At 60.0% G+C, this 26335-nt stretch carries 25 protein-coding genes and 4 pseudogenes; 26 read left to right on the top strand and 3 right to left on the bottom strand.

The window, feature by feature from the left end:
- The 16 genes and pseudogenes from HKD24_RS13470 to HKD24_RS13400 form a co-directional block, all read left to right on the top strand.
- A pseudogene (locus tag HKD24_RS13470) lies at positions 1 to 102 on the top strand (IS5-like element ISMex42 family transposase); the annotation flags it as partial.
- 212 nt (positions 103 to 314) lie between these two features.
- Positions 315 to 1691: an aldehyde dehydrogenase family protein gene (locus HKD24_RS13465; protein ID WP_322783326.1), complete on the top strand. Its 1377-nt coding sequence runs from the start codon at positions 315 to 317 to the stop codon at positions 1689 to 1691.
- The gene (locus HKD24_RS13460) at positions 1691 to 2785 is read left to right on the top strand and encodes a GMC family oxidoreductase (protein ID WP_228124417.1); all 1095 of its coding nucleotides are present in this window, start codon (positions 1691 to 1693) and stop codon (positions 2783 to 2785) included. Before HKD24_RS13465 ends, HKD24_RS13460 begins: the two co-directional genes overlap by 1 nt.
- A gap of 6 nt (positions 2786 to 2791) precedes the next feature.
- The gene (locus HKD24_RS15335) at positions 2792 to 3349 is read left to right on the top strand and encodes a GMC family oxidoreductase (RefSeq protein WP_322783325.1); all 558 of its coding nucleotides are present in this window, start codon (positions 2792 to 2794) and stop codon (positions 3347 to 3349) included.
- Between the two features lie 55 nt (positions 3350 to 3404).
- A complete protein-coding gene (locus tag HKD24_RS13455; protein WP_194260735.1) occupies positions 3405 to 4976 on the top strand; it encodes an acyl CoA:acetate/3-ketoacid CoA transferase in 1572 nt (523 codons plus the stop codon).
- 40 nt (positions 4977 to 5016) lie between these two features.
- Positions 5017 to 6279, top strand: coding sequence for a glycerate kinase type-2 family protein (locus HKD24_RS13450; protein WP_194260734.1), 1263 nt, complete (start codon positions 5017 to 5019; stop codon positions 6277 to 6279).
- 110 nt (positions 6280 to 6389) lie between these two features.
- Entirely contained in the window at positions 6390 to 7532 is a 1143-nt protein-coding gene (locus tag HKD24_RS13445; protein ID WP_194260733.1) for an acyl-CoA dehydrogenase family protein, read from the top strand.
- On the top strand, positions 7529 to 8296 hold the full coding sequence (locus tag HKD24_RS13440) for a 3-ketoacyl-ACP reductase (protein WP_194260732.1): 768 nt from the start codon (positions 7529 to 7531) through the stop codon (positions 8294 to 8296). Before HKD24_RS13445 ends, HKD24_RS13440 begins: the two co-directional genes overlap by 4 nt.
- Positions 8297 to 8304: 8 nt before the next feature.
- Entirely contained in the window at positions 8305 to 9456 is a 1152-nt protein-coding gene (locus HKD24_RS13435; protein WP_194260731.1) for a dihydrodipicolinate synthase family protein, read from the top strand.
- Positions 9456 to 10313: a sugar phosphate isomerase/epimerase family protein gene (locus HKD24_RS13430; RefSeq protein WP_194260730.1), complete on the top strand. Its 858-nt coding sequence runs from the start codon at positions 9456 to 9458 to the stop codon at positions 10311 to 10313. Before HKD24_RS13435 ends, HKD24_RS13430 begins: the two co-directional genes overlap by 1 nt.
- Before the next feature lie 14 nt (positions 10314 to 10327).
- Positions 10328 to 11089: an electron transfer flavoprotein subunit beta/FixA family protein gene (locus HKD24_RS13425; RefSeq protein WP_194260729.1), complete on the top strand. Its 762-nt coding sequence runs from the start codon at positions 10328 to 10330 to the stop codon at positions 11087 to 11089.
- Positions 11089 to 12015, top strand: a complete 927-nt coding sequence (locus tag HKD24_RS13420) for an electron transfer flavoprotein subunit alpha/FixB family protein (protein ID WP_194260728.1) — start codon at positions 11089 to 11091, stop codon at positions 12013 to 12015. Before HKD24_RS13425 ends, HKD24_RS13420 begins: the two co-directional genes overlap by 1 nt.
- Before the next feature lie 43 nt (positions 12016 to 12058).
- Positions 12059 to 13708, top strand: a complete 1650-nt coding sequence (locus tag HKD24_RS13415) for an electron transfer flavoprotein-ubiquinone oxidoreductase (protein ID WP_194260727.1) — start codon at positions 12059 to 12061, stop codon at positions 13706 to 13708.
- 108 nt (positions 13709 to 13816) lie between these two features.
- Positions 13817 to 15217: pseudogene (locus HKD24_RS13410) on the top strand (sugar porter family MFS transporter).
- Between the two features lie 68 nt (positions 15218 to 15285).
- On the top strand, positions 15286 to 16305 hold the full coding sequence (gene gap / locus HKD24_RS13405; RefSeq protein ID WP_194260726.1) for a type I glyceraldehyde-3-phosphate dehydrogenase: 1020 nt from the start codon (positions 15286 to 15288) through the stop codon (positions 16303 to 16305).
- A 79-nt stretch (positions 16306 to 16384) separates the two neighbouring features.
- On the top strand, positions 16385 to 17080 hold the full coding sequence (locus HKD24_RS13400) for an NUDIX domain-containing protein (RefSeq protein WP_194260725.1): 696 nt from the start codon (positions 16385 to 16387) through the stop codon (positions 17078 to 17080).
- Positions 17081 to 17104: 24 nt separating this feature from the next.
- Here the strand turns inward: HKD24_RS13400 and HKD24_RS13395 are convergent, their stop codons facing one another.
- Positions 17105 to 18730: an inorganic phosphate transporter gene (locus HKD24_RS13395; RefSeq protein WP_194260724.1), complete on the bottom strand. Its 1626-nt coding sequence runs from the start codon at positions 18728 to 18730 to the stop codon at positions 17105 to 17107.
- 321 nt (positions 18731 to 19051) lie between these two features.
- On the opposite strand from HKD24_RS13395, the gene atpD reads away from it, so the two are divergent.
- From atpD to HKD24_RS13345, 10 genes are all read left to right on the top strand, one after another.
- Positions 19052 to 20518 (top strand): F0F1 ATP synthase subunit beta, encoded by a 1467-nt coding sequence (gene atpD / locus HKD24_RS13390; RefSeq protein WP_194260723.1) that lies wholly within the window; start codon positions 19052 to 19054, stop codon positions 20516 to 20518.
- A complete protein-coding gene (locus HKD24_RS13385) occupies positions 20515 to 20931 on the top strand; it encodes a F0F1 ATP synthase subunit epsilon (RefSeq protein ID WP_194260722.1) in 417 nt (138 codons plus the stop codon). Before atpD ends, HKD24_RS13385 begins: the two co-directional genes overlap by 4 nt.
- Positions 20928 to 21218: an AtpZ/AtpI family protein gene (locus tag HKD24_RS13380; protein WP_322783324.1), complete on the top strand. Its 291-nt coding sequence runs from the start codon at positions 20928 to 20930 to the stop codon at positions 21216 to 21218. The genes HKD24_RS13385 and HKD24_RS13380 overlap by 4 nt, the downstream gene beginning before the upstream one ends.
- Positions 21211 to 21525: an ATP synthase subunit I gene (locus HKD24_RS13375; RefSeq protein ID WP_194260721.1), complete on the top strand. Its 315-nt coding sequence runs from the start codon at positions 21211 to 21213 to the stop codon at positions 21523 to 21525. Before HKD24_RS13380 ends, HKD24_RS13375 begins: the two co-directional genes overlap by 8 nt.
- Positions 21522 to 22232, top strand: coding sequence for a F0F1 ATP synthase subunit A (locus tag HKD24_RS13370; protein ID WP_194260720.1), 711 nt, complete (start codon positions 21522 to 21524; stop codon positions 22230 to 22232). The genes HKD24_RS13375 and HKD24_RS13370 overlap by 4 nt, the downstream gene beginning before the upstream one ends.
- Positions 22229 to 22474: a F0F1 ATP synthase subunit C gene (locus HKD24_RS13365; RefSeq protein WP_011253684.1), complete on the top strand. Its 246-nt coding sequence runs from the start codon at positions 22229 to 22231 to the stop codon at positions 22472 to 22474. Before HKD24_RS13370 ends, HKD24_RS13365 begins: the two co-directional genes overlap by 4 nt.
- A 4-nt stretch (positions 22475 to 22478) precedes the next feature.
- Positions 22479 to 23213, top strand: coding sequence for an ATP synthase F0 subunit B (locus HKD24_RS13360; protein ID WP_194260719.1), 735 nt, complete (start codon positions 22479 to 22481; stop codon positions 23211 to 23213).
- On the top strand, positions 23200 to 24723 hold the full coding sequence (locus HKD24_RS13355; protein ID WP_194260718.1) for a F0F1 ATP synthase subunit alpha: 1524 nt from the start codon (positions 23200 to 23202) through the stop codon (positions 24721 to 24723). Before HKD24_RS13360 ends, HKD24_RS13355 begins: the two co-directional genes overlap by 14 nt.
- A complete protein-coding gene (locus HKD24_RS13350; protein WP_194260717.1) occupies positions 24720 to 25595 on the top strand; it encodes a F0F1 ATP synthase subunit gamma in 876 nt (291 codons plus the stop codon). Before HKD24_RS13355 ends, HKD24_RS13350 begins: the two co-directional genes overlap by 4 nt.
- Positions 25596 to 25689: 94 nt before the next feature.
- Entirely contained in the window at positions 25690 to 25857 is a 168-nt protein-coding gene (locus tag HKD24_RS13345) for a hypothetical protein (protein ID WP_165919968.1), read from the top strand.
- 85 nt (positions 25858 to 25942) lie between these two features.
- Here the strand turns inward: HKD24_RS13345 and HKD24_RS15330 are convergent.
- Positions 25943 to 26227 (bottom strand): annotated as a pseudogene (locus tag HKD24_RS15330) (MFS transporter); the annotation flags it as partial.
- Positions 26228 to 26233: 6 nt separating this feature from the next.
- Positions 26234 to 26335: pseudogene (locus HKD24_RS13340) on the bottom strand (IS5-like element ISMex42 family transposase); the annotation flags it as partial.

Genomic DNA, 26335 nt, shown 5'->3' with positions numbered 1-26335 from the left:
CTCAAGGAGTGGCGTGCAGTCGCGACCAGATACGAAAAAACAGCGGCGTCATTCCTTGCCGTCATACACATCGCTGCCGCTGCAGACTGGATCAAGTGCTAACAGGCCCTAGGGTTCTTGAGTTCATAAAGTAGAAATCAGGGTTTTGCATCGAATACGAGATGAACAGGCCCAAAGTTAGCAGGAAGAAGACTCATGAATGTTGTCTCAAAGAAGAATACTTTACCGTTAAAGCCACGCGAATTCGGTTTTTTATTGATGGAGAATGGCGCGCCGGTAAGGATTTCTTCGACCGTTCATCGCCCGCTCATGATGTGCCTGTCACACGTATTCCGCGCTGCACCCGCGAAGACCTTGATGAGGCCGTGGCCGCTGCCCGTCGTGCTTTTGAGAACGGAAGCTGGTCCGGCCTGCCGGCAGCGGAGCGTGCTGCGGTTCTTCTGAAAGTTGCGGGACTTCTGCGTGAGCGTCGTGACGAGATCGCCTATTGGGAAGTGCTCGAAAACGGTAAACCCATCAGCCAGGCAAAGGGCGAAATTGACCACTGTATCGCCTGCTTCGAGATGGCTGCCGGTGCTGCCCGTCTGCTGCATGGCGATACGTTCAACAATCTGGGCGAAGGCATGTTCGGCATGGTTCTGCGGGAGCCGATCGGGGTCGTTGGCCTGATTACGCCGTGGAACTTCCCGTTCATGATCCTGTGTGAGCGCGCACCGTTCATTCTCGCATCCGGCTGCACACTGGTCGTCAAGCCTGCCGAAGTCACGAGCGCCACGACGCTTCTTCTGGCGGAAGTGCTGGCGGATGCCGAGCTGCCGAAGGGTGTCTTCAATGTCGTGACCGGGACGGGACGCACGGTCGGGCAGGCCATGACCGAGCATCAGGACATCGACATGCTGTCCTTCACGGGCTCCACGGGCGTTGGCAAGTCCTGCATCCATGCAGCGGCTGACAGCAACCTGAAGAAGCTTGGCCTGGAACTCGGCGGCAAGAACCCGATTGTCGTGTTTGCCGACAGCGATCTGGAAGACGCCGCTGATGCGGTAGCATTCGGGATCAGCTTCAACACCGGGCAGTGCTGCGTGTCTTCAAGCCGTCTGATTGTTGAGCGGTCCATTGCTGAAAAATTCGAGCGCCTTGTTGTCGCGAAAATGGAAAAGATCCGCGTTGGCGATCCGTTTGATCCCGAAACGCAGATCGGCGCCATCACGACAGAAGCGCAGAACAAGACCATTCTGGACTACATCGCCAAGGGCAAGGCGGAAGGCGCCAGGCTGCTCTGCGGTGGCGGTGCCGTCGATTTCGGCAAGGGCCAGTATATCCAGCCGACGCTTTTCACAGATGTGAAGCCTTCCATGGGCATCGCACGTGACGAGATCTTTGGCCCGGTTCTGGCCTGCTTCCATTTCGACACTGTCGATGAAGCGATCGCAATTGCCAATGACACGGTTTACGGCCTCGCCGCATCGGTCTGGAGCAAGAATATCGACAAGGCGCTTGCGGTGACCCGTCGGGTCCGTGCCGGTCGCTTCTGGGTCAACACGATCATGAGCGGCGGTCCCGAGACCCCGCTGGGTGGCTTCAAGCAGTCGGGCTGGGGCCGCGAGGCCGGCCTGTACGGCGTTGAGGAATATACGCAGATCAAATCTGTCCATATCGAGACTGGCAAACGTTCGCACTGGATTTCGTAATGACGAGCGGTTTTGATTACATCGTTGTCGGTGGCGGTTCGGCTGGCTGTGTTCTCGCAGCCCGTCTTTCCGAAAATCCTTCCGTCCGTGTCTGCCTCATCGAGGCAGGCCGGCGGGACACTCATCCTCTGATTCACATGCCGGTCGGCTTCGCCAAGATGACCACCGGCCCGCACACCTGGGATCTCCTGACCGAGCCGCAGAAGCACGCGAATAACAGGCAGATTCCCTACGTTCAGGGCCGTGTCCTGGGTGGCGGATCGTCAATCAACGCGGAAGTTTTCACCCGCGGGCACCCATCCGATTTCGATCGGTGGGCCGCGGAAGGCGCGGATGGATGGAGCTTCCGCGACATCCAGAAATATTTCATCCGTTCTGAAGGCAATGCGATTTTTGCTGGTGACTGGCACGGGACGAATGGGCCACTCGGGGTCTCCAACCTCGCAGACCCGAACCCGACCAGCCGTGCATTCGTCCAGAGCTGTCAGGAAATGGGATTGCCCTATAATCCTGATTTCAACGGCGCATCGCAGGAGGGGGCTGGCATCTACCAGATGACCATCCGCAACAACCGGCGCTGCTCGACGGCAGTGGGGTATCTGCGTCCGGCTCTAGGGCGGAAGAACCTTACGGCTGTGACACGCGCGCTGGTCCTGAAGATCGTCTTCAACGGGGCGCGGGCAACGGGTGTGCAGTATATTGCCAACGGCACCCTGAACACGGCCGAAGCGACCCAGGAAATCGTTGTCACAGCCGGAGCGATCGGAACGCCCAAGCTGATGATGCTGTCGGGCGTCGGACCTGCGGCGCATCTGCGTGAGAATGGTATTTCGGTCGTGCAGGATCTGCCGGGCGTGGGCGAGAACCTCCAAGACCATTTCGGCGTGGATATTGTGGCCGAGCTCAAGACGGATGAGAGTTTCGACCGGTACAGGAAGCTCCAGTGGATGCTCTGGGCTGGCCTTGAATATACGATGTTCAAATCGGGACCTGTCGCGTTGAACGTGGTTGAAGGGGGAGCCTTCTGGTATTCCGATCCGTCTTCCGACATTCCTGACCTGCAGTTCCATTTCCTTGCCGGAGCTGGCGCATAGGCAGGCGTGACGTCCGTACCGAAAGGCGCTTCGGGAATTACGCTGAATAGCTATGTGCTTCGGCCGAAATCCCGCGGAACAGTGCGGCTGCGCTCCGCTGATCCGAGACTCAATCCAATGGTTGATCCCAATTTCCTTGGTGATCCGGCCGATCTCGAGACTTCTGCGGAAGGCGTGCGGCTGAGCTACGAGATGTTCTCCCAGCCTTCCTTGCAGAAGCATATCAAGGAAACGTGTTTCTTTAGCGGTAAACAACCGACGGCACAGATGTATCGCGACTATGCCAAGCAGCATGGTCGCACGTCCTATCATCCGACCTGCACCTGCAAGATGGGTCGCGATGACATGGCCGTTGTGGATCCGCGCCTGAAGGTTCACGGGCTGGAAGGGATCCGGATCTGTGACAGTTCCGTCATGCCCTCGCTGCTGGGATCCAACACCAATGCTGCCACGATCATGATTGGTGAGCGGGCCGCAGATTTCATCCAGGGGGAACGCCTGAGCAGCGGCGTTCCCGTATTTTCAACACTTACAGACACTAGAAAAGTCACGCAGTCACGCTGAGCTTTTTTAACCGGATTTCTGGTAACTAACCAGTTAGATACAAAGGCATTGGGACATGACCAAAGTCAGGACAGCGGCCGAGGCGGTAAGCCTCATCAAGGACGGAGCAACAGTCGCCGTCAATTCCTCATCGGGGCTTCTGTGTCCCGACGCGGTTCTGGAGGCCCTCGGACAGCGTTATGAAGCCACGAAGTCGCCCGCAAAGCTGACGACCGTCCATCCGATTGCCGCAGGTGACATGTTCGGGACCAAGGGCGTGGACCATCTTGCCCGTCCGGGCATGATCACGAAGATCATCGGCGGCTCCTATCCCTCAGGGCCGAGCAATGCCGAGCCTCCGCTGATCTGGCAGCGCATTCAGGCAGAGGATCTGGCCGCCTATAACGTCCCGTCCGGCGTGATTTTCGACATGCTGCGGGAAGGGGCGGCAAAGCGTCCTGGCGTCCTGACCAAGGTCGGGCTTGATACATTCGCAGACCCGAAGCGCGACGGCTGCGCGATGAATGAGACGGCACGGCTGAATCCACTCGTCCGTCATATGGATTTCGAGGGCGAGGACTGGCTGTATTTCCCGGCGCTGCGCCCAGACGTGGCCATCATCCGTGGCTCGACGGCGGATGAAAATGGCAATCTGACCTTTGAGCAGGAAGGGGCTACGCTCGGTGCCATGGAAATGGCTCTGGCGGCCCATAACAATGGCGGTCTGGTGATTGCGCAGGTCCGCCGTGTGGCGGCGCAGGGCACGCTCAAGCCGCATGACGTCAAGGTGCCTGGTATTCTGGTGGATGTGATCGTCGAGGCCCCGGAGCAGCTCCAGACAACGGCAACGGCTTACGACCCCGCCATTTCAGGTGAGATTTTCCGTCCGCTTTCCACATTCGACATTCCGGATTTTGGCCCGTCCAAAGTCATGGCGCGTCGTGTGGCGCAGGAGCTGAAACAGGGCTGGGCTGTGAATATCGGCTTCGGTATTTCCGCGAACGTCCCTCGTATTCTTCTGGAAGAAGGGCGCCATGGCGCGGTGACATGGGTGATCGAACAGGGAGCCGTGGGCGGCATCCCACTGCTCGACTTCAAGTTCGGCTGCGCCAGTAATGCCGAGGCCTTTGTCGCGTCACCTCACCAATTCTCGTATTTTCAGGCAGGTGGTTTCGACTGCTCCCTGCTGTCCTTTCTTGAGATCGGACAGAACGGTTCGGTGAATGTCAGTCGTCTCGCCGCCACCCCACATCGCACGGCCGGAGCCGGTGGGTTCGTCGATATCACGGCACGGGCCAAGCGCATCATTTTCTCGGGCAATTTCAATGCCGGGGCAAAGATGCATATCGAGGACGGCCATCTGGTGATCGATAAGGAAGGCAAGATCGCGAAGATTGTGCCCGAAGTGTCGCAGGTCAGTTTTTCCGGCGCGCGTGCCACCGAAACCGGGCAGGAGATCACTTATGTGACGGAGCGTTGCGTTTTGCGCCTGCTGGATGGCAAGCTGACGGTCACTGAAATCGCGCCGGGGATTGACTTGCAGCGGGACATTCTGGATCAGGCAACGGCTCACCTTGAGGTCTCGCCCGATCTGAAAGACATGGACGCGGCTCTGTTCCGTGACGAACCCATGGGGCTGACCCTGTGATTTTCGACCCTTGCGCCAGACGGACAGACAGGAACTGACCATGATGCTTCAGGACCGCATGTTTCTGACAGGACTCTTCGACGCAGCCGTTGGTGCGGCCGAGCCGGAGCAGATCCTGGCGGCACATCTGCCCGAGCCCCCGAAGGGCCGGACAGTTGTGGTTGGCGCGGGAAAAGGCGCAGCCCAGCTCGCGGCCGCATTCGAGCGTGTCTGGCAAGGGCCGCTCAGCGGTGTGGTGGTCACGCGTTACGGCAATGTCTGCCCGACGCAGTCCATCCGGGTTCTGGAAGCCTCGCATCCGGTGCCGGATGAAGCAGGACTGAAAGCCACGGAAGCGCTTCTCGAAGCGGTAAAGGGGCTGGGACCGGACGATCTTGTCGTGGCGCTCATCTGTGGGGGCGGATCGGCTCTGCTGCCATCTCCGCCACCGGGCATGACGCTTGAGGACGAGGCCGAACTGAACCGTGTCCTGCTCGCATCCGGCGCGCCGATTTCCGTTATGAACAGCATCCGTAAACAGGTGTCAGGCATCAAGGGCGGGCGTCTAGCGGCTGCTGCTGCTCCGGCAAAGGTCGTGTCTCTAGTGGTGTCGGACGTTCCTTTTGACGATCCTGCACAGGTGGCCTCCGGGCCCACAGTGCCGGATCTGGGAACGCGCGAGGATGCGCGTCGTCTGGCGAAGACGTGGAAACTGCGCCTGCCAGCAAAGATCCAGTCATGGCTGGATGGGGAAGAGGGACCTGCACCGCTGGCGACTGACCCGGTCTTCAGCGGGAATGAGGTGCGCGTGATCGCCTCTGCCCATCTGTCGCTGGAAGCGGCAGCGGAAAAGGTGCGGCAGGCGGGGATTTATCCCGTGATCCTGTCGGATGCCATCGAAGGTGAGGCAAGGGACGTCGCGAAGGTTCATGCCGCTCTGGTGCGGGAAGTCATCCTGCGGGGTCGGCCTTTCCGCCGGCCCGTCGTCATCCTGTCAGGGGGCGAGACCACCGTAACCATACGCGGGCAGGGCGGTCGGGGGGGACGCAATACCGAGTTCCTTCTGGCTTTTGCGCTGGCGGCGGAAGGCCTGCCGTTTTCGGCTCTGGCGGCGGATACCGACGGGATTGACGGCTCGGAAGACAATGCCGGGGCCTTCGCCGATGGTGTCAGCATGGAGCGCCTGAGGGAAAAGGGGTTCAACCCTGCGGATCTTTTGATGGAGAACGACGCCTATACCGCGTTCGAGGCGCTGGGAGACCTGTTTGTTCCGGGCCCAACCGGGACAAACGTCAATGATTTCAGAGCCGTACTGGTTCGTTAGGAGCGGCTCGGAAAGCTTCAATAATGATTGATCGGTGAGTGTGGCGAAAGCCGTAGTCTATAACAGATTTTCAGGTAACCATCTAGTTAGTTACTTATGTGGAGTCGGCTATGTTTCTGAACGAAATGCAGGAAGAAGTCCGCGAAACGACACGGTCTTTCGTGGATAACGTCATCCGTCCCGCCGCCGAGGCGCTGGACCGTGAAGAGCGCTTCCCGGCAGAAATCTACGAGGAAATGGGCAAGCTGGGCCTGTTCGGCATCGCTGTGCCCGAAGAACTCGGTGGACCGGGCTTCGATACGCTGACTTATGCGGTCGTGATGGAAGAACTGTCCCGCGGCTATGCCAGCGTGGCCGACCAGTGCGGTCTGGTGGAGCTGATCTCCACGCTTCTGGTGCGTCACGGAACGCCGGAACAGCAGAAGATGCTGCCCGACATCCTCTCCATGAAGCGCAAGGTCGCCTACTGTATCACGGAGCCTGAAGCCGGGACTGACGTCTCCGGCACCCGCACGACGGCTGTGCGTGACGGGGACGGCTGGATTCTCAACGGCGGCAAGATCTGGATCCACAACGCGCCGGTCGCCGATACGGGCTTTGTTCTGGCTCGGACAGACAAGGAAGCGGGCAATCGCGGCATGTCCATCTTTATCGTGGATCTGCATGCCAAGGGCGTCGAGCGTGGCCCCAAGGAACACAAGATGGGCCAGCGGGCGAGCCAGGTTGGCGCGCTCGACTTTTCGGATGTCCGTCTGGGCAGCGATGCGCTGCTGGGCGAGATGAACCGTGGCTTCCACATGATGATGAGCGTGCTCGACAAGGGGCGCGTCGGCATTGCGGCACTGGCCGTTGGGATTGCTCAGGCCGGCCTTGAAGCCGCCGTGGATTACGCCGGAACGCGCAAGCAGTTCGGCAAGCACATCTCCGAGTTTCAGGGCGTGCAGTGGCTGCTGGCGGATATGGCCAAGGACATCGAGGCCGCGCGGCTTCTGGTCCATTCGGCCGCCACGAAGATCGATCGCGGGCAGGATGCCACACGTTCATGCTCCATGGCCAAGTGCTTTGCCGGTGACATGGCAGTGGCCCGGACGGCCGATGCCGTGCAGGTCTTTGGTGGCTCGGGCTATATCCGTGGCTTCGAGGTCGAGCGTCTGTACCGCGATGCCAAGATCACCCAGATCTATGAGGGCACAAACCAGATCCAGCGCATGATCATCGCGCGTGAACTGCTCCGTAAAGGCGCACGGGCATGAAACAGGTCGCTCTCGTCACCGGTTCCTCACGGGGTATCGGTTTCGCTGCGGCGCAGGCTCTGGCGAAACGGGGCTTCGCTTTAGCGGTCAATGGACCGTTCGATGACGAGGAACTGCGCTCGGCCGTCAGCCGGCTGTCCGAAAGCGGAGCGCGCGTTATGGCGCTCCCATTCGACATCACGGATCTCTCCGTTCATGCGGAGCGGCTGGCGCGGGTCGAGGCCGAACTTGGGCCGCTGACAACGCTCGTGAACAATGCAGGCGTCGGCGTCCTGCAGCGAGGGGACCTGCTGGATGTGAGCGAAGCAAGCTGGGATCGGTGCCTGACGGTGAACACCAAGGCGCTGTTCTTTCTCTCGCAGGCTTTTGCAAAGCTGCTCCTGTCCCGTCCGCGGCCCGAGGGCGTGTTTCATTCCATCGTGAATGTGACGTCGTCCAATGCCACGGCCGTGGCGGTCCAGCGGTCCGAATACTGCGCCTCCAAGGCGGCCGCAGCGATGGTGTCCAAGGCCCTGGCCGTGCGGCTCGGGCCGGAAAACATCGCGGTCTATGACGTTCAGCCCGGTCTGATCGCGACCGACATGACGGCTGCCGTGATCGAGCAGTACCGCCAGCGCGCCGTGGACGGTCTGACCCTGCTGCCGCGCGTCGGCGAACCCGAGGACATGGGCGGCATCATCGCAACCCTTGCTTCGGGCGGACTTCCCTACACCACAGGCCAGGTCATTTCGGCGGATGCCGGAATGCTTGTGCCGCGTTTCTGAGAACGGTCATGAAAATCATTCTTCCCGATGAAGCCGGCCGGAAGACGGACTATCACCTGATCGGAACACCCGCACCGACAGGAACACTGGGCCGCAATCCGGCGCGGATCGTCTATTCCGCAGCCCATGTCGTCGCCAATCCCTATACGGCGAACGCCCCGTCCGGGCCCGGTGCCGTCGACTGGGACCGGACAATGGAATTCCGCCGCTATCTCGCGGGTCTGGGGCTGGGCATCGCCGAAGCCATGGACACCGCCCAGCGCGGCATGGGTCTGGACTGGCCAATGGCGCTGGAACTGATGCGCCGGACGAAGGCGGAATTACCGGACGCCGATGTGGTCAATGGCTGCGGAACCGACCATCTGGACCCGGCAAGCGTACGCGACGTGGACACAGTCATCCGCGCCTATCTGGAACAGGTTGAAGCCATCCAAGCCGTTGGTGGCCGGATCATCCTGATGGCCAGCCGGGCACTGGTCCGTGTGGCGAAGGGACCGGAAGACTATCTGCGCGTCTATCGTGAAGTTCTCTCGGCCTGCGACGAACCGGTCGTCCTGCACTGGCTGGGTGAAGCGTTTGATCCTGCTCTTGCCGGGTACTGGGGCACAAACAGCTTCGATCAGGCGCTGGAAACCGTGCTTGAGATGATCGGGCAGAACGTCTCCAAGGTGGACGGCATCAAGATTTCTCTTCTGGACAAGGAAAAGGAAATCCGGATGCGCCGTCTGCTTCCGGCCGGCGTGAAAATGTATACCGGGGATGACTTCAACTACCCGGAACTGATCGAAGGCGACGAGCAGGGCTTCAGCCATGCGCTTCTGGGCGTGTTCGATCCGCTGGCGCCGCTGGCCGCCTATGCGGTGAGCAAACTCGGCGAAGGCGACAAAGCCGCTTTCCGCGCGGCGCTGGACCCCACGGTTCCGCTGGCCCGGGTGATCTTCAAGGCGCCGACCCAGTATTACAAGACGGGTGTCGTGTTCCTGGCCTGGCTGAACGGATTTCAGGATCACTTCATCATGCTGGGTGGTGCGCAGTCCATGCGGCCGCTGCCGTATTTCACGGAGATCTTCCGGCTGGCGGATGGCTGCGGGCTGCTCCGTAATCCGGAACTGGCCGTCCGGCGCATGAAGTCGCTTCTGTCGCTCTATGGAGCCGACTGATGCGCGACTTCACCCACGATCATTCCGTGCTGGCCCTGAATACCGCAACCCTCGGCCATAACATGCCGGGGGCAGGGGCCGGATGGTCCGCTGAACAGACGATCGACGCCTGCGCCGAGCGTGGCATTGGCGGCATCGTCTTCTGGCGTCCGGAACTTCAGGGCCGGGCTTCGGCCATCGGGCAGCACGTCCGGCAGGCCGGAGTGGAAGTCGTGGGTCTGTGCCGCTCGCCGTTTCTCGTGGGGCCTCTGGCGCCACACGGACGACAGGCGGTCGTGGATGATTTCCGCCGTTCCATCGACGAGACCGCCGATCTGGGAGGCAAGATCCTGACCATCGTGGTTGGGGGCGTCGAGCCCGGCACCAAGGGTGTGAGGGAAAGCCTTGATATCGTCATAGACCGTCTGTCTGCGGTGCTGGACTATGCGGCGGAACGAGACGTGAAGCTGGCTCTGGAGCCTCTGCATCCGATGTATGGCGGAGACCGCTCCTGCCTGCCGACGCTGCGTGATGCCCTGGATATCTGTGATGTCCTCAACTCCGACACGCTGGGTGTGGCGGTCGATGTCTATCACGTGTGGTGGGACACCGATCTTCCGCGCCAGCTCGAGCGGGCAGGCGCGCGCATCATGGGGTTCCATCTGTGTGACTGGCTGGTTCCCACGACAGATTTTCTACTGGATCGCGGGATGATGGGGGACGGCGTGGCGGACGTGAAAGGCCTGCGCGCGGGCGTGGAACGCGCGGGATATGACGGGTTCTGCGAAGTCGAAATTTTTTCTGCAAACAACTGGTGGAAGCGCGATCCGGCCGAAGTGCTGGATGTGATGATACAGCGCTTCCGCGATATCTGCTGAGAACGGAGAGTATCATGAAGATCCTCGTCCCTGTGAAACGGGTCGTCGACTACAACGTCCGCATCCGCGTCCGGCCGGATGGGTCTGGCGTCGATCTGGCGAACGTCAAGATGTCTATGAACCCCTTTGACGAAATCGCGGTCGAAGAGGCCATTCGTCTCAAGGAAAAAGGGGTTGCGACCGAAGTGGTCGTCGTCTCCATCGGTGTCGCGCAGGCCAAGGACACGCTGCGAACCGCTCTTGCGATGGGCGCGGACCGGGCCATTCTCGTGACAGCAACCGACGATGTGAATGTCGATCTGGAGCCGCTTTCGGTGGCGCAGATCCTGAGCAAGGTTGTGGCAAACGAACAGCCCGGCCTCGTGATCGCGGGCAAGCAGGCGATCGATAACGACATGAACGCAACCGGACAGATGCTCGCCGCCCTACTGGGCTGGGGGCAAGGCACGTGTGCCTCTTCTGTCACGGTCGAGGACGGTTCAGCTCTGGTCACGCGTGAAGTCGATGGCGGTCTTCAGACCATCAGGCTGAAGCTTCCGGCCGTGGTGACCACTGACCTGCGTCTCAACGAACCCCGCTACGTGGCACTGCCCAACATCATGAAGGCCAAGAAGAAGCCGCTTGAAGAGGTGTCGCTTGCGCAGCTTGGCGTCGATGTCCGTCCTCGTCTCACCGTTCTCAAAACGGTCGAGCCTCCGCAGCGTCAGGCTGGCGTGAAGGTCGGGTCCGTCGATGAACTGGTGTCGAAACTGAAGAATGAAGCAGGAGTCCTCTGATGTCTGTTCTGCTACTTGCCGAAGTCAATGACGGCCGCCTTGGGACAGATACTGTCGCCAAGGCCCTGACGGCGGTTGCCACGCTGGGTGACGTGCATGTTCTCGTCACGGGTGAGAACTGCGCGGCTGCTGCCGACGAGGCGGCAAAGCTGGCAGGTGTGTCAAAGGTTCTTCTGGCGGATGATGCGTCTGTGGCGCACGGCCTTGCCGAGCCTGTCAGCGCGCTGATCGTCTCGCTGGCCAAGGATTATAGCCACATCGCGGCTGGTGCGACCGCGTTTTCCAAGAACGTTCTGCCGCGCGTTGCTGCGCTGCTGGATGTGATGGTGCTGTCCGAGGTCACGGCCGTTCAGGACGCGGAAACGTTCGAGCGGCCGATCTATGCTGGCAATGCGATCCAGACGATCCGTTCTTCCGATCCGGTGAAGGTCTTCACGGTCCGCACGGCAGCCTTCACGGCAGCACAGGCTGGTGGAAGTGCCGCTGTCGAAGCCGTCACTGTTCCGACCGATCCCGGCCTGTCGCAGTGGGTCGAGGACAAAACGGTCGCCTCCGAGCGCCCGGACCTGACATCGGCAAAGATCATCGTGTCCGGTGGCCGCGGGATCGGATCGAAAGAGAATTTCGACACCATCACGACCCTTGCGGACAAGCTCGGCGGTGCGGTTGGTGCTAGCCGTGCGGCCGTCGATGCCGGGTATGCGCCCAATGACTGGCAGGTTGGACAGACCGGCAAGGTCGTGGCCCCGGATCTTTACCTTGCGGTCGGCATTTCGGGCGCCATCCAGCACCTCGCGGGCATGAAAGACTCCCGCATCATCGTCGCGATCAACAAGGACGAGGATGCGCCAATCTTCCAGGTCGCCGATTACGGGCTGGTCGGGGACCTGTTCACCATCCTGCCCGAACTGACAGCAAAGATCTGACCATGCGCAGCCTCGGTATCACGTTCGGACAGGGAGAAAAGTCATGACGGCCATTGAACGCGAAAGCATGGATTATGACGTCGTCATCGTCGGTGCCGGGCCCGCAGGTCTGTCCGCCGCCATCCGTCTCAAGCAGCTTGACCCGGATTTGTCCGTGGTCGTGCTGGACAAGGGATCCGAGGTGGGCGCGCACATCCTTTCTGGTGCGATCATTGATCCGTGTGCGCTCAATGTCCTGCTGCCGAAATGGCGGGAGATGAACGCGCCGATCACCGTGCCGGTGGAGACGGACAGTTTCTATGTCCTGGGTGAGAAGGGACAGACACGTCTGCCCAACTGGCTCATGCCGCCCTTCATGAACAATCACGGCAACTACATCGTCTCGCTGGGAAATGTCTGTCGCTGGCTTGCCGAAACGGCAGAAGGGCTGGGCGTCGAGATTTTTCCCGGCATGTCGGCCAGTGAGCTTGTCTATGGCGAAAAGGGCGAGATCCGGGGTGTGGTTGCCGGTGAGTTCGGACGGAATGCGGATGGCACGCCGGGCGAGAATTACGAACCGGGCATGATCCTGGCAGGAAAGTACGTGCTGGTCGCCGAGGGCGCGCGGGGATCTTTAGCGCTCCAGATCATGCGGCATTATGGCCTGTCGGATGGCAGGGATCCGCAGAAATTCGGGATTGGCCTGAAGGAAATCTGGGAAGTGGATCCGGCCCGCCACAAACCCGGCACGGTCGTTCACACGATGGGCTGGCCTTTGGGGCGCAATGCGGGTGGTGGTGCGTTCATCTATCATCTCGACAACAATCAGGTCTGTGTCGGGTTTGTCGTACATCTGAGCTACGAAAATCCCTATCTCGACCCGTATCGCGAGTTCCAGCGTTTCAAGCATCATCCGCTGATGGCGGGGCTGCTGGAAGGCGGGAAGCGGATCGCCTATGGCGCCCGTGCCATTTCCGAAGGGGGATGGCAGTCCATTCCAAAGGTCGTTTTCCCCGGTGGCGCGCTGCTGGGATGTTCTGCGGGACTGGTGAATGTTCCGCGCATCAAGGGCAGCCATAACGCCATCTATTCGGGGATGCATGCGGCTGAGGCTGCTCATGCGGCGATCCGGGATGGCCGGAGCGGTGATGAACTCACGGCCTATGACACTGCATTGAGGGAAGGGCCTGTGGGCCGGGATCTCAAAAATGTCCGCAACGTCAAACCGCTCTGGGAAAAGTACGGGCTTGCGGGTGGGATCGTGCTGGGTGGTCTGGATATGTGGACGGCGTCTCTGACCGGGGCACCGCTGTTCGGGACAATGCATCACCACAAGACGGATGCGGCGGCGACCGGAAAGGCAGCGGATTTTTCCCCGATTGCCTATCCCAAGCCAGATGGAAAGCTCAGCTTCGACCGGACGACCAATGTGGCGTTTTCATTCACCAATCACCATGAAAACCAGCCCTGCCATCTGAAGCTCAGGAACGCTGAGATTCCGATCACGGTAAATTTGCCGGTCTATGCCGAGCCCGCGCAGCGTTACTGCCCGGCCGGGGTTTACGAGATTGTCGAGGACGCGGGGAAGCCACGCTTTCAGATCAATTTCCAGAACTGCGTGCACTGCAAGACCTGCGACATCAAGGATCCATCACAGAACATCGTCTGGACGCCGCCGCAGGGCGGGGACGGACCGAATTATCCGAATATGTGAGTTCCAAAGACCAGATCAAAGTAACGGCATCCATGCAGAACTCGGAATCCATGGCTGCCAAAGTGTTTCTTCCGATCACAGAAGAAGACCAAGTAAAGGAACACGGTTATGAGTGACGTTGGCGTTATAGAAGGCGTTCCGCGCGTTTCACTCAACGGCAGAAGTGCCCTGGTAGCCACACTGGCTGCGGTGGCAGGTCTGATGTTCGGGCTGGATCTGGGTGTCATCTCCGGAGCGCTGAAATTCATCGGTATCGAGTTTCAGGTCAATGATTTCGGCAAGGAGTGCATTGTCTCCGGCATGATGGTCGGAGCAGCACTCGGAGCCCTGTTTGGTGGGCGGCTATCTTACATTCTGGGCCGCAAAAAGCTGCTGATCATCTCGGCGCTGCTTTTCATTTCCGGGTCGGCACTCTGTGCGCTGGCGCCTTCCGTTCCGGTTCTGATCGCAGGACGCGTGGTCCTTGGACTGGCAATCGGCGTCGCGAGCTTTACCGCTCCACTTTATATTTCGGAAATTGCGCACCAGCAGCATCGCGGGGCCCTGATTTTCGTCTATCAGCTCATGATTACGGTGGGCATTCTGGTTGCGTTCATCTCTGATGCGATCCTGGCCTATTCGGGGTCCTGGCGCTGGATGCTGGGGATCGTGGGCGTCCCTGGAGTGCTGTTCCTGATCGGCGTCCTGTTCCTGCCGGACAGCCCGCGCTGGCTGGTTCTGCGGGGGCGGCATGATGAGGCGTTCGATGTCCTGCACGGCCTGCGCGGCAATGACACGCATGCACGGGACGAGATCGTCGAAATCCGCGATCAGCTCGCACAGGCCGATGGCGGCTATACGCTTTTCAAGAGAAACCCGAACTTCCGCCGCGCCGTCTATCTTGGCGTGGCCCTTCAGGCGATCCAGCAGTTCACCGGCATCAATGTGGTTATGTACTACGCGCCGCACATCTTTGAGATGGCCGGCTTCGGCACCAGTGCCGCCCTGTGGGGCACGGTAATCGTGGGACTGGTCAATGTGCTCTCCACGTTCATCGCTATCGGATATGTGGATCGCTGGGGCCGGCGGCCCATGCTGATCGCGGGCTTCATCATGATGGCGCTGGGCATGTTTACGGTCGGAATCCTTCTGTATTTCGGGACGGGCAACAGCGATCTGGCGCGTTACGCGGCTGTTGCGATGCTGCTGTGCTTCATCGTCGGGTTTGCATTCTCCGCCGGGCCGCTGGTGTGGATCCTGTGCTCCGAAGTGCAGCCCATGAAAGGGCGTGACTTCGGCATCGGATGCTCGACCTTCACCAACTGGGGCACCAACATGATTGTTGGTCTGACCTTCCTCTCGCTTCTGACGACACTGGGAAGTGCCTAGACCTTCTGGCTCTACGCCTTGCTCAATCTCATCTTCATTTTCGTGACGATGAAGTTCGTGCCGGAAACCCGTGGCGTATCGCTTGAGCAGATCGAGCGGAATCTCATGGCCGGCAAGCCCCTCAATCGTATCGGCCTGTAAGCGCAGGCCTCCCCCTCATTCACAAAAGGACAGACCCTGACATCGGGGCACCAAACGGAGACGGTATCGTGGCAGTCAAGATCGGGATCAATGGATTTGGACGTATCGGACGTCTGACCTTGAGAAGCATTATCGAGAGCGGACGGACCGACATTGTTCCCGTTATCATCAATGGTCCGGGGAGCGTCGAGGACAAGATCCATATGTTTGTCTATGACAGCATCCATGGAAGGTTTCCGGGTAAGGTCGAGCTTGAGGGAGACCAGCTGACGATCCATGCCCAGGGTCACACCTACGGCCCGATCCGCATTTCCTCGGAGCGTGATCCTGCTGCCATCCGTCTGGATGATGTGGACGTTGTCATGGAGTGTTCTGGCCTTTTCACGTCAAAAGACGCCGTAGCGCCTCTTTTGCAGGCAGGCGCGCGGAAAGTTCTCATTTCCGCTCCAGCCAGCGATGTGGATGCGACGATCGTGTACGGCGTCAATAACGATGCTCTCAAACCGGACATGACGGTTGTCTCGAACGGTTCATGCACGACCAACTGTCTGGCGCCGCTGGTCAAGGTGGCGGACGAGGCCTTCGGCGTGGAATGCGGTTACATGCTGACGATTCATTCCTACACCGGCGACCAGCAGATCGTGGATCGCAGGCATCGTGATCTGCGGCGGGCGCGTGCAGGTGGTCTGAACATGGTTCCGACTTCGACGGGTGCTGCAAAGGCCATCGGTCTGGTTCTGCCGCATCTCAAGGGGAGGCTTGTCGGATCGTCGCTTCGCGTTCCGACACCGAATGTCTCGATGGTGGCGCTGGATTTCCTGCCCACACGTGCGCCTGCCTCGGTCGATGAGGTCAATGCCGTCTTTCATGATGCCGCTGCAGGAGCGCTGACAGGGATTCTGGATTACAGCGATGGCATGCTGGTCAGCAGTGATTTCAATCACAGTGCGGCCTCGTCCAGTTTCGATGCCACGCAGACCGCGCTTATCCATAATGGAGAGATGGTCCATATCTGCAGCTGGTACGATAATGAATGGGGCTTCTCGAACAGGATGATCGATACGGCTGTTCTTATGGGAACCCTGTGAAGACCTGACCGGTTTTGTCTGTCAGAGGTAAAGGAGACATGCCCCTTACCTTCCGCAGGGTGAAAGACAGGGGACGGTCATGACGATACAGGATATTCCGGTTCAGTTTGCTGAGACGATTTCTGCGGAAAACCAGCAGAAAATTCTGAACGCCAGACTGTTTTTAGAATGGATCAGCAAGACCCGAACGCATTTTGACCTTCACTCCGTCTTTGTTCGTGATGTGCTAATGTTCGGCTCGTGCGTCGGGTTTGTTGTTGTTGAAGCCGATGCCTGGAATAACGGCGCGAAGATGCCATGCTTTGCCGTTCTGCGGGATGCGACGGTCTCCATCATGCCGGTTGTGAGCGTAAAGGAAGCGCCTGCTGAGAAATACGTCATTCTGGTGCGGGAAGCGCGGCTTCCAGCGGGGCAGATGGTGACGGCGCTTCCGGCTGGCGTGATTGATGATGAGACCGCCGAAATCGCCGCCATCCGCGAATTGCAGGAAGAGACGGGGCTGCACCTGAAGGTCAGCAAGCCATATACGCTGCGCGAAACGCCTGTGCTTCTGTCCCCCGGCGGGAGCAGCGAGGAAATGATGCTCTATGCGGTCGATATTGTTCTTGGCCGGGCTGAACTCAGGGACCTGATTGATCGCAAGGGCGGGCTCGCCAATGAGCACGAGCATACGACGGTCTGTATCGTGTCGCTGGATGAGATGCCGCGCCATACACCCAACGCACATTGTCTCCTGAGCTGGCATCTGTACCAGCACCATCGTGCGGATATGTAATCCGCACGATGCGTTCAGATTTGATCAGAAGATTTGACGGAACAGGACGTAAAGCAGTCCCGCAATCGCCATGGCGGCGGGCAGGGTGGTGACCCAGGCAAGGGCCATGGAGCGCAGTGTGGCGAACTGAACGCCGGAACCATTGGCCGCCATTGTCCCGGCGACACCGCTGGACAGAATATGCGTCGTGGAAACAGGCAGGCCATAGCCTTCAGCCAGACCAATGGTCGTCATGGCTACGATTTCAGCCGATGCGCCCTCGGCATAGGTCATGTGCGTCTTGCCGATCTTTTCGCCGACCGTCACGACGATGCGCTTCCATCCGACCATCGTGCCAAGGCCCAGAGCAATGGCGACGGACACCTTGACCCAGAGCGGGATGAAGCGGGTGCCGTGATACAGTTCGGACTGGAAGGATTTCAGGGACTTCTTTTCCGCCGGGGTAAAGCCCTCGGCCTCTCCCATGACGCGGATGGCATCTGCGACCAGATACATGTCCGTACGGACGTTCGGCACGGCTGCGGCAGGAACGGCCTTCATGGAACCATAGGTCTTGACCGAAGTGGAGATGTCGTTGCTGAGGACGGCCAGCGCATCATAGGTTTCGGGAGATGCGATGGACTTGGCGCGCAGACCCGCACCGACAATATCACGCGCATTCTCTGCGGTCAGTGAGCTTACAGGGCTCGGCGCGTGCGTCAGGAAAATCTTTTCGGCTTCGGCGGAGGACTGGATGAAGGCCGGCATGGCGCTCTCCGGCATCGCCCGGTTCAGCGCATAGGCCGTGGGGGCCGCACCGATCAGGATCAGCATGATCAGGCCCATGCCCTTCTGTCCGTCATTGCCACCATGCGAGAACGAAACACCGGTGCAGGTGAAGATCAGCAGCGCGCGGATCCACAGCGGCGGCGGGGTGTCGCCCTCGGGAGCCTGATAAAGTGCCTTGTTACGGACCAGAAGCTTCATGACGAGCAGCAGCAGTCCGGCCATGACGAACCCGCAGATCGGGCTGAACAGCAGTGAGGAAAAGACTTTCTCGACCTGGCCCCAGTCAACGCCCTGCGTGGCGGCTCCGGTCGGTGACATCAGCTGGTTGGCCAGACCGACACCCATGATCGAGCCGACGAGCGCGTGGGACGAGCTGTTGGGAATACCGAAGGCCCAGGTGACGAGGTTCCAGACGATGGCCGCGATCAGCAGGGCGAAGATCATGGCATAGCCCGCGCTGCTTCCGGCCTGGAGGATCAGCTCCACCGGCAGGAGCGTCACGATGCTGTAAGCCACCGCACCTGTTGAGAGTGAGACCCCGAGAAAGTTCCAGAACCCGGACCAGATGACCGCGACGAGTGGCGGCAGGCTACGCGTATAGATGACCGTCGCAACAGCGTTCGCCGTATCATGAAAGCCATTCACGAACTCGAAGGCGAGGGCGATGACCAAGGCGATGCCGAGCATCACGAACGTGCCCGTCGCCAGCGCCCCTTCGCCGACTGAATGCATGTCGTGCAGGATGCTGAACGCCGCAAACCCCAGCGCGCCGATTAGCACAATGAAGAAGAGCGCAACATGAAGAGGCTTGTTGCCTCCGCTCATGTCCGGCCGTGACGGGGACTGGAGCTCCGTTGAGGAGCCTAGGGTCATATCAGACATCACTGATCCATGGTTTGTTTACCTTTTTTAAATTTATGGGAGTCGGGATGTGGATGCGACCATTGAAACATGACTGTTTTGCGACAGGACACGCCAAACGGAATATGCGTTTTCGTAGCGTTATTTTCTGCCCTCATTGCGGCTACTGCGCGCTTTCCGCGTTCCTGGAATGGAGATGCTTCCGGCACTTCTGGTGTTATGTTTTCATGACTCCGATCACTTTTGCCGTGTAAATGTCGACTGATGCTCTGAGCGGGTTTATTGAAGTCAGGTGAGGGGCCGCTCCCTGTTCCGTGAGCGGAGCACTCCGAAGGAGGGCACATGAACCTGCAACCGGCCGTTCTGTCCGAACCGGAAACCGTGGCGCCGCTGGGCGAGATCATCACGGTGCGTGAGGCAGTGGTGGATGTGCGTTTCCCCGCAGGTCATCTTCCCGAAATCAATTCAGCTCTGGAAGTCGGAGACGAAGGGGGCGCTCCTCTGATCCTTGAGGTCCATAGCCATCTTGACCCCCGGACGGTCAGAGCCGTGGCCCTGATGTCCACTTCGGGTCTGGCACGGCATGTGAAGGTGCGGGCAACAGGCAGCGCCCTGCATGTTCCGGGGGGAAGTGCCGTGGTGGGACGGATGCTGGATGTTACCGGAATCCCGCGTGACAATGGTCCAGCGCTGCCGCCGGATGTGCCGCGACGCGGCATCCATAATGATCCCCCTGCGATGAATGTCGAAGGTGCGGCCACGGATATTTTCGAAACCGGCGTCAAGGTTCTGGATCTCCTGACTCCGCTCGCCCATGGCGGCAAGGCGGCCATGTTTGGCGGGGCAGGTGTCGGCAAGACGGTTCTGACCATGGAACTGATCCATGCCATGGCTGCGAAGTATCAGGGTCTGTCGATCTTCACCGGTGTCGGAGAACGCAGCCGCGAAGGGCATGAAATGCTCTCGGACATGAACGGTTCCGGCGTAATTCGACATGCCGTTCTGGTTTACGGCCAGATGAACGAGCCGCCTGGCGCGCGCTGGCGTGTACCCCTGACGGCGCTGACGATTGCCGAGTATTTCCGCGACGAGCAGCACAGGAATGTCCTGCTGCTCATGGATAACATCTACCGCTTCGTTCAGGCCGGAAGCGAGCTGTCCAGCCTGCTTGGCCGCCTTCCGTCGCGGGTTGGCTATCAGTCCACGCTGGCGACCGAAGTCGGTGCGGTCGAGGAGCGCATCACCTCCGTTGCAGGCGCTGCAGTCACGGCCATTCAGACCGTCTATGTCCCCGCAGATGACTTCACGGACCCGGCCGTCACGGCCATTGCAACCCATATGGACAGCCAGATCGTGCTGTCACGCGATCTGGCAGCGCAGGGTTTCTATCCGGCTGTTGACCCGCTTGCGTCGTCTTCCGTGCTGCTTGATCCGCTGGTGGTAGGGGAAGAGCATTGTGAAATCGCCGAACAGGTGCGGGAAGCCCTGGCCAGGTTGAAATCGCTTCAGGATGTCATTGCGTTGCTCGGCGTCGAGGAACTGGGGGCCGAAGACCGCCGTATCGTCACACGCGCCCGACGGCTCCAGCGTTTCCTGAGCCAGCCTTTTACGGTGACGGAGAAGTTCACGGGGCAGCCCGGACGGAGCGTCAGCAGGGCCGAGACGCTGGCCGGATGCCGGGCCATTCTTGATGGTGAGACCGATGAATGGGCGGAAAGCTCGCTGTACATGGTCGGCACGCTGGATGAAGCGCGCCAGAAGGAGAAGAGTGCCCGCAATTCCGCCGCAGCGGGAGGGAAAAGCTCATGAAACTGCGGATCATCACACCTCTGACTGTCGTCGTGGACGAACCCGAAGTCCTGTCGGTCCGCGCGGAGGATGAAAGCGGTGGTTTCGGTATCCTGCAGGGACATGCGGATCTGGTTTCCAGCATCCTGCCGTCCGTTGTCGTCTGGAAAGGGAAGGATGATGTTCCGCATTACTGCGCCGTGCGTCAGGGTGTCCTGACCGTGGCGGACAGGGGCAGCATGGTCGAGATCGCGACACGTGAAGCGGTACGCGGCGATGATCTTGAAACGCTCAGAAGCCTCGTGCGCCAGCATTACGCAGCCCTTGATGATGCCCGCAGGAATGCGAATGTCGAGGCTGTCCGTCTCCAGCTTGATGCGGCCCAGCAGATTGCAAAGGGTCTGTGGTCCGAAGCGGGAGGTCTGTTCCAGTGAACGATGATCAGTCCCGGGCCGATGAGATGGACACGGCCATTCGCCGGCACATTCAGCGCCAGAAAACCGGGGAGACGGATGGAAGCGTCAATGTCTCGCAGCATCTTGCTCGGATCGGGGTGCTGGGCTGGACGATCATCACGCCGCCCCTCGCTGGCCTGCTTGTCGGACGCTGGCTGGATCATCGGACCGGGTCAGGAGTTGCCTTTTCGGCAGCCCTGCTTCTTGCGGGATTTGCGGTCGGCGGCTGGAGTGCCTGGAAATGGATGAGTCATCCCCATGCCTGAAAAAGAAATCATCATGTCACTTGGCTGGCTGCTGGCAGGGCTCGCTGCGGGCAGTGTTCATGTGGCGGCGCTCTGGATCAACGTCCAGTTCCTGATGCGTCCGGGAAAACGTCCTGTGGCGCTCGTGATGCTGCTGGGGCGCTTTCTTCTGCTGGGCGCGGTCCTCTTCGTTGTAGCCCGGAACGGCACGGCCGCGTTCCTGTGGGCGACCTGCGGTGTTCTGGTCGCACGGCCCCTCGTTCTCCGATTGATGAAGGACCGTGTCGGGCCGGAAGTGGCGATGGGCGAGGAGGGACATCTGCGATGATGTCCCCACTCTCAAGCCGTATCCTGTTTCATGTCGGCCCGGTCCCCGTCACACAACCGGTAGTCACGACCTGGGGGATCATGGCCGTTCTGACGATTGGCGCCGCCTGTGCCTCCCGTTCATTGACCTCCGGAGTGCCGGGCCGGCTCCAGACGGCTTTTGAACTGGGCGTGACTGCGCTTGACGGTCAGATCCGCGAAACGATGCGCACGGAGCCTGCGCCATACAGGGCGTTCGTTGGGACGCTCTTCCTGTTCATTCTCGTTGCTAACTGGTCCTCGCTTGTTCCGGGTGTACAGCCGCCTACGGCCATTCTGGCGACGGATGCGGCGCTGGCGATCATCGTCTTTGTGGCGATCATCGTGTTCGGGATCCGCTCGGGTGGCGTCCGCGGGTATCTGCGCAGTTTTCTGTGGCCCAGTGTCGTGATGATCCCGCTCAACCTGATCGGCACCGTGACACGGACGTTCTCGCTCATGGTGCGCCTTTTCGGAAACATCATGGCGGGCGTCTTCATTATCGGGATCGTTCTGTCCCTGGCGGGGCTGCTCGTTCCCATCCCCCTCATGGCGCTTGATCTGCTGACCGGGGCCGTTCAGGCTTATATTTTCGCCGTCCTCGCCATGGTCTTCATCGCCGGCGTGCTGACCAGACCGGCCGTTCCCGCCACGCCCCAATCCATTAAAAACACAGGATCCCGCTCATGAACTGGCTCGCTCTCGCAAGTATCGTCTCGGCCGCGATGGCGGTGTCATTTGGCTCCATAGGGCCTGCCCTTGCCGAAGGGCGCGCGGTTGCGGCAGCCATGGACGCCATCGCGCGCCAGCCGGAGTCAGCGGGAACCATATCCCGGACGCTGTTCGTGGGGCTGGCGATGATCGAGACCATGGCGATCTACTGTCTGGTCATCGCCCTGCTTCTGCTCTTTGCCAATCCGCTGCTGAAGTAGTCCGGTGACTGTCGACTGGTGGACAATCGGCCTGCAGGTCATCAATGTCAGCGTTCTGATCTGGCTGCTTTCCAGAGTTTTCTGGCGCCCGATCAGCGCTGTCATTTCCAGACGCCAGCAGGAAATCGCGGCCCGGTTTGCGCAGGTCGCGGACGGGCAGAAGCAGCTTGAGGCCGATCGTGCGGCAGTGCAGAAGGCGCGTGACGGGTTTGACGAGGAACGGGCCCACATTATCGCGCAGGCCCGGCAGGACGCGGAAAGCGAACGCACCGCCATTCTGGCAAAGGCCCAGCAGGATGCCTCGGCGCTTCAGGCCGGAGCCAGGCAGAGCATCGCGCAGGAGGAAGCCGACAGCAGGGCGCGCTGGCATGGTGATGCGGCTGCGCTGGCCTGCGACATTGCCGGACAGCTTCTGAAAGAAACAGGCTCTTCCGACGTCGCACGCAAAGCCCTTTTCGACAAACTCCTGACGGCGATTTCGGCGCTGCCTGACCGGGAGCGGACAGGCTTGCGCGACGGATTTGCGTTTGTTTCTGCATCGGCGCCCGGTCCGGATGATCAGGGGGCGTATGAAACGGCTCTCGTATCCGCGGTTGGTGGTCATCCATCCATCACATGGACGACCGATCCTGCGCTCGTAGAAGGATTTGCGGTGAAAACACCGTATCTCACCGTGGCCTCGAACTGGCAGGCCGACCTCGTCCGGATCAGGGAGGCCCTGTCTCATGCCGGAAACTGATCAGGCCGCCAGCTGGCTGGCATCCGCCCGTTCCAGCCTGGGACAGGTCGATGCCGGACCGCAGACGGACCGGACGGGAAGGGTGGAAGATATCGGGGATGGAATTGCCCTTGTTTCCGGTCTTCCCGATGCAAAGCTGGACGAACTGCTGTCTTTCGGAAACGGCCGCTACGGTTTCGTGCACGGACTTGAAGAAGACATCATCAGTTGCATCCTGCTCAATAACGAAGGCACGATCGAGGCCGGGGATGCCGTAGAGGGTACTTCCAGCGTCGTGAGTGTCCCCGTGGGGCCGGGACTTCTGGGGCGTGTTCTGGATCCACTCGGACGCCCGCTGGATGTCAGGGGGGATGTGGAGGCAGAGACCTGGTTCCCGGTCGAGCGACCCGCTCCTGCCATCATAGACCGCGAGCTCGTAACCGAACCCGTTCAGACAGGGACGCTTGCGATCGACACGCTTTTTCCCATCGGGCGCGGTCAGCGCGAACTCATCGTCGGCGACAGGGCGACGGGCAAGACCACGATTGCCGTTGATACGATCCTGGCCCAGAAATCCAGTGACATGATCTGCGTTTATGTCGCTATAGGGCAGAAGACGTCCAGCGTTCAGCGCGTGATCGACACCATCCGCAAGCGGGGCAATCCCGATCACTGCATCATCGTGGTTGCGCGTCCGGCCGAAGCTCCCGGCCTGTGCTGGATCGCACCTTTTGCCGCCATGAGCATGGCCGAATATTTCCGGGACCGTGGCCAGCATGCCCTTATTGTCATCGACGATCTTTCCAAACATGCCGCAACACATCGGGAGGTTTCCCTGCTCACCGGGCGTCCTCCGGGGCGTGAGGCCTATCCGGGGGATATTTTTTATGTGCATGCCCGTCTGCTTGAGCGCGCTGCGAAGCTTTCGGCAGAAAAAGGCGGGGGGTCGCTGACAGCCCTGCCGGTTGCGGAGACAGAAGCGGGCAATCTCAGTGCCTATATCCCGACGAACCTGATTTCCATCACCGATGGCCAGATTGTCCTGAACCGCACGCTGTTTAACCAGGGGCAGAAGCCGGCCGTCGATGTGGGTGTCAGCGTCAGTCGTGTTGGCGGCGCTGCGCAGGCGCCGGTGCTGCGGGCCTCGGTGGGGACATTGCGGCTGGATTATGCGCAGTTTATCGAACTCGAAGCGTTCACGCGGTTTGGTGGTCTGCCGGATACACATGTCCGGCAGCAACTGGTCCGCGGTGCGCGTATCCGGGCCATCCTTCGACAGGGACCGCATGCCCCACTGGATCTCCTGCAGGAGGTCGCGCTTGTGACAGCGTCGCAGAACGGTCTTCTGGACGCCGTACCTGAAAAGGAAATCCGCAATATCCAGAGCGGTCTGGGCGATTATCTGCGAACCAGTGAAGCCGACCTTGTGAAAGCCATAGAAAGCGGCAATGCACTCCCGCCAGAGCAGAAAACGCGCTTTCTGGCCTCCCTGCATCACTATATCGACACCCGGGCCTCAGCGGCCTCATGAGCGGGCGGTTACAGGAGGTCACGGCCCGGATCGGGAACGTCAGGGAACTGGGCGGGATCGTGGACTCGATGCGGAATCTGGCCACCGTGCGGGTACAGCAGGCGCGCAGGGCCGCGGTGGCAGTCGAGACTTACGCGGAAACGATCGAAGGCGCACTGCTCCGGATTGCTCCTATGCTGCCCGCTGATCGGCCCCTGTCTGCTCCGGAGCAGAAGGGTAGCGCGGGCGCAGTTGTTTTTTGCGCCGAGCAGGGGTTTGCGGGGTTGTTCAGTGAACATGTCCTTGATGCTCTTCAGGACGACGAAAAAGAGCATGTTTTTCTGATCGGGACACGCGGCAATGCCATTGCCCGTGTCAGAGGACTGGCACCCAAATGGACTGCACCAGCGGTGCAGAATCCAGGTGCGGTGCCGGAGTTGGCTGACAGCATCACAAAGGAAATCGGACGGCAGGTCGTCCTTGGCCACCTCCTGCGTGTCACGATAATCGTCTGTCAGTCATCAGAGCAGGAAAAGGCGAAGGTCATCCGCCTGCCACTTTTTCCATTCGATCCAGCCGTTCTGGGAAAAAGCGCGGCGTGTGCTGCGCCTCCGCTTCTGAATGTCGCACCTGAAAAGCTCATGCCTGAACTGGTGTCGGATTACATGTTCTCCCAGTTCTGTCTTGCAGCATTGCAGTCTTTCGGAGCGGAAAACCAGGCCCGCAGCGAGCGGATGACGGCTGCGCATCACGAAATCACACACCAGCTCAAATCCCTGGAGCAGCTTCAGAGAACGGTGCGGCAGGAAGAAATCACATCGGAAATCATCGAACTCGTTTCCGGTCCGACGCTGGCAAAACTCAAACGCTTCAACCGTCATTCCCGAACCTGACAGGGCTCTGCATCTCCATCTGTTCCATAAAGGGAACTGAATGCGGGGAAGGCCGTTTCATCAGGCCTAACAGAGTTTTCCAAGGATCGTCCGTATGCGTAAATCAATCCTGCTTCTGCTGGCTCTCTCAGTATCCTGCGTTACCCTGACGGCATGTGAGCATCACCGGACCTTTGGGGAAAAGGTTCGCGATACGGTAGACCCGCCGAAGGGCCCGGTTGAACGCGCCGGTCGCTCCGTCGATCGTTCACTCGGCAACTGAAGCCTTCCGACGGAAAACGGCCTGCATTCTGCTGACAATAAGCAGGATGCAGGCCGTTTCGCGTTTCTGGCGGTTTCAGATTGGATTATGGGCGATGCATTGAGATTGGCGCCCGGACCAGCAGAAGCGAAAGAAGCCCCGCGACAATCAGCGCGGCCGAGCACATATACCAGGCCATATCAAAACGGCCCGTATACGATACGATGTACCCTGTGACGATCGGGGCAAACAGGCCCAGAGAATTGCTGCACGTCAGGGTGACGCCGGTCACCGTTCCGATCTTGTCGCCATCTTCGATCAGGTCCGTCAGCAGCGCTGTGTTGGCCCCGTTTGCTGCGATCAGACAGGCCAGCGAGCCTCCAAGGATTAGGGCCTGTTAGCACTTGATCCAGTCTGCAGCGGCAGCGATGTGTATGACGGCAAGGAATGACGCCGCTGTTTTTTCGTATCTGGTCGCGACTGCACGCCACTCCTTGAG

Origin of the sequence: Gluconobacter vitians (assembly GCF_015244565.1) — a bacterium.
Classification (GTDB): Bacteria; Pseudomonadota; Alphaproteobacteria; order Acetobacterales; family Acetobacteraceae; genus Gluconobacter; species Gluconobacter vitians.
The sequence above is the reverse complement of the archived record's forward strand: the minus strand, read 5'-3'. Positions and strand labels throughout refer to the sequence as shown.